Annotated in this window: 4 protein-coding genes; all 4 read right to left on the bottom strand. The window is 44.0% G+C overall.

All coding sequences use genetic code 11. From position 1 onward, the window contains the following. Positions 1–21: 21 nt before the first annotated feature. Positions 22–900, bottom strand: coding sequence for a CNNM family magnesium/cobalt transport protein CorC (gene corC / locus ACE1OE_RS24265; protein WP_238107256.1), 879 nt, complete (start codon positions 898–900; stop codon positions 22–24). A gap of 45 nt (positions 901–945) precedes the next feature. Next, the gene (gene ybeY, locus ACE1OE_RS24260) at positions 946–1,401 is read right to left on the bottom strand and encodes an rRNA maturation RNase YbeY (RefSeq protein ID WP_449212515.1); all 456 of its coding nucleotides are present in this window, start codon (positions 1,399–1,401) and stop codon (positions 946–948) included. 8 nt (positions 1,402–1,409) lie between these two features. Further along, entirely contained in the window at positions 1,410–2,474 is a 1,065-nt protein-coding gene (locus tag ACE1OE_RS24255; RefSeq protein ID WP_238107258.1) for a PhoH family protein, read from the bottom strand. Between the two features lie 161 nt (positions 2,475–2,635). Continuing rightward, the coding region (locus ACE1OE_RS24250) for a TRAM domain-containing protein (RefSeq protein ID WP_449212514.1) at positions 2,636–3,025 on the bottom strand (390 nt) is incomplete at its 5' end.

Here is a 3,025-nt window from a genome sequence, read left to right as displayed (position 1 = left end):
AGATTGATTGTTTAACACGATTTAGTCGTCGAATTCTTCGCTAAGATTAGGGTCGGGTAGCTTAACACGAAGTTGTACTAAGCGGCGGTTATCTGCGTTGATGACCTTGAATTCAATATTATCGATAACAATACTTTCGTTACGCTCAGGCAAATGGCCAAAAGCGTGAGACACTAAACCACCAACGGTATCGAATTCTTCGTCGCTGAAGTGAGTACCACAAGCTTCGTTAAAGTCGTCGATTTCTGTTAACGCTTTTACCATGAATACAGTATTGCTGAGTTTTTTAATTTCGGTGTCTTCTACTGAGTTATGATCAAATTCGTCTTCAATTTCACCAACGATTTCTTCCAGAATATCTTCAATAGTGACAAGGCCTGATACGCCGCCGTATTCATCAACCACAATGGCCATATGATAGCGTTGCGAACGGAACTCTTTAAGCAGGACATCGACGCGCTTACTTTCTGGCACTACCACGGCTGGGCGGATCACTTGAGCCAGTGTGAAGGGGTCGTCAGACTGTTTAAAACCGAATTTGATCAGATCTTTAGCCAGTAAAATACCTTCGATATGATCTTTATCTTCATTAACGACAGGGAAGCGCGAGTGGCCTGAGTCGATAACCGTTTCTAACAGTTGTTCGACGCTACAGTCTATTTGAATGGTCACTATCTGTGAGCGTGGGATCATGATGTCACGCACACGAAGGTCGGAAACCTCTAATACACCTTTAATCATTTCGCGAGTGTCTTCTGTTATCAGGTCGCGCATTTCAGCGCCTGCTATGACGTCGACTAGGTCTTCGCGATTTTGAGGTTCGCCCTGAAATAGTTGGTTGATTTTATCGAACCAGCTTCTCTTGTGGGCGCTTGTACTCGGGGGGATATCGTCACTCATAATATTTTTATAAACTTGTCTATCTATCAGATAAATATCGTTTATTTATGCTTCCTTATAGGGATCTGTAAAACCTAAGCCTTCAACAAGTTGGGTCTCTAATGACTCCATCTCATCGGCTTCCTCGTCGATAATATGGTCATAACCTAGCAAATGCAAGCAGCCGTGTATGACCATGTGTGCCCAATGGGCATTTAAGGGTTTATTTTGCTCGATAGCCTCTTGTTCAACAACCTTTGCACAAATGACTAAATCACCTAAAAGTGGCAGTTCGACTTCGGGTGGCGCTTCAAAGGGAAATGACAATACATTAGTGGGTTTGTCTTTGCCACGATAAGTACTATTAAGCTGTTGGCTTTCTGCTATATCGACCACTCTAATAGTCAGTTCAACCTCTGACATGGTTTGACCAATGGCAGTGCGCACCCAAGATTCAAATTCTGCTTGTGATGGCAGGTTGGGGGCTTGGATTGCAATTTGCAGATCGAGATCTAATTTGATTGCTTGGCTCATTGGGCCGGGTCCTGTGTTTCCTGCTGTAGACGTTTTTGCTCACGTTCGCGGTAGGCTTGTTCTTTTGCTGCTTTTTCGATTTGCTCTTGTTGTTCAAACGCCTCGTAGGCTTCAACAATCCGTGCCACCACGGGGTGACGCACTACATCTTGCGCAATAAAGAAGTTAAAGCTGATTTCTGGCACTTCACTTAATACTTCAATTGCGTGGCGCAAACCAGACTTTTGGCTGCGAGGTAAATCGATTTGGGTAATATCGCCAGTGATCACCGCGCGTGAATTAAAACCAATTCGGGTTAAGAACATTTTCATTTGTTCTACCGTGGTATTTTGGCTTTCATCTAAAATAATGAATGCATCATTGAGTGTCCGGCCGCGCATATAAGCAAGTGGAGCGACTTCAATGACGCTGCGCTCAATCAGTTTTTCAACTTTCTCAAAGCCCATCATTTCAAAGAGCGCATCGTAAAGCGGACGTAAATAAGGGTCGACCTTTTGGCTTAAATCCCCTGGCAGGAACCCCAATTTTTCACCGGCTTCAACCGCTGGGCGGGTCAGTAAAATACGGCGCACTTCTTGGCGCTCATAGGCATCGACTGCGGCCGCAACGGCTAAATAGGTTTTACCTGTACCGGCAGGGCCAATACCAAAGCTGATGTCGTGGCGGGTAATATTGTGCATGTACACGCTTTGATTAGGCGTGCGTGGCTTAATGACGCCACGTTTGGTTTTAATGTGCACACCGCTGTCATCGTGTTCTTGCTCTGCTTCAAGATTGATAGCTTCTTGAATGGCTAGGTGGACGACTTCGGGTTCTAAATCTGGGGTACTGCCTTTGACTGTTTGGGTTTCGATATACAGTTGGCGCAATAAATTATTAGCATTCAAGGCATTACGTGGTAAACCAACAATGGTGAAGTGGTTGTTTTTATGAATAATCTCAACACCTAAACGACGTTCGAGCTGTTTAATGTTGTCATCAAAAGGGCCACATAATGAGGCTAAACGGCGTGTATCTGAAGGTTCTAGATACAAGTTCATGGTAGTGACTTTAGTGGTCAAATAAGGCTCCAGTGCTTAGTCGAAAACGACACAAAATGAATATGACTTGCAATATAGACAGTGTACGAGTGTCTTTATCGAATTACCATAATATGCCGGTTTTTTGGCAAAAATAAAGGCGGACTAGCCGCCTTTATTACTGCACTCACAATCAAGCTGAATTATGGCTTGTATTGGGTCACACCCAAAGCATCATCTTGTTTGTGTTTAGCTAAAATATCAGACGGACGTAGACTACGGCGTAGATCCATTTCATTTTCACCACGAATAAATTCGCCGCGTAATGAGTTGGTATATACGTCAACAATTTTCACATCAACAAAACTGCCAATATGAGTGTGTGGTGCTTCAAAGTTCACCACGCGATTGTTTTCAGTACGACCGCGAAGCTCCATTGGATTCTTAACCGACGGACCTTCTACTAAAATACGTTGTACTGTGCCTAACATTTGACGACTGTATCGCATCGCTTGTTGGGTTATACGGTCTTGCAAAATAGCTAAACGCTGTTTCTTTTCGTCGTCGCTCACATCATCGGGCAAATCAGCCGC

The sequence above is a fragment of the Vibrio sp. E150_011 genome (genome assembly GCF_053544015.1).
Note: the sequence above shows the minus strand (reverse complement) of the source record. Positions and strands in the feature narration are given on the sequence as shown.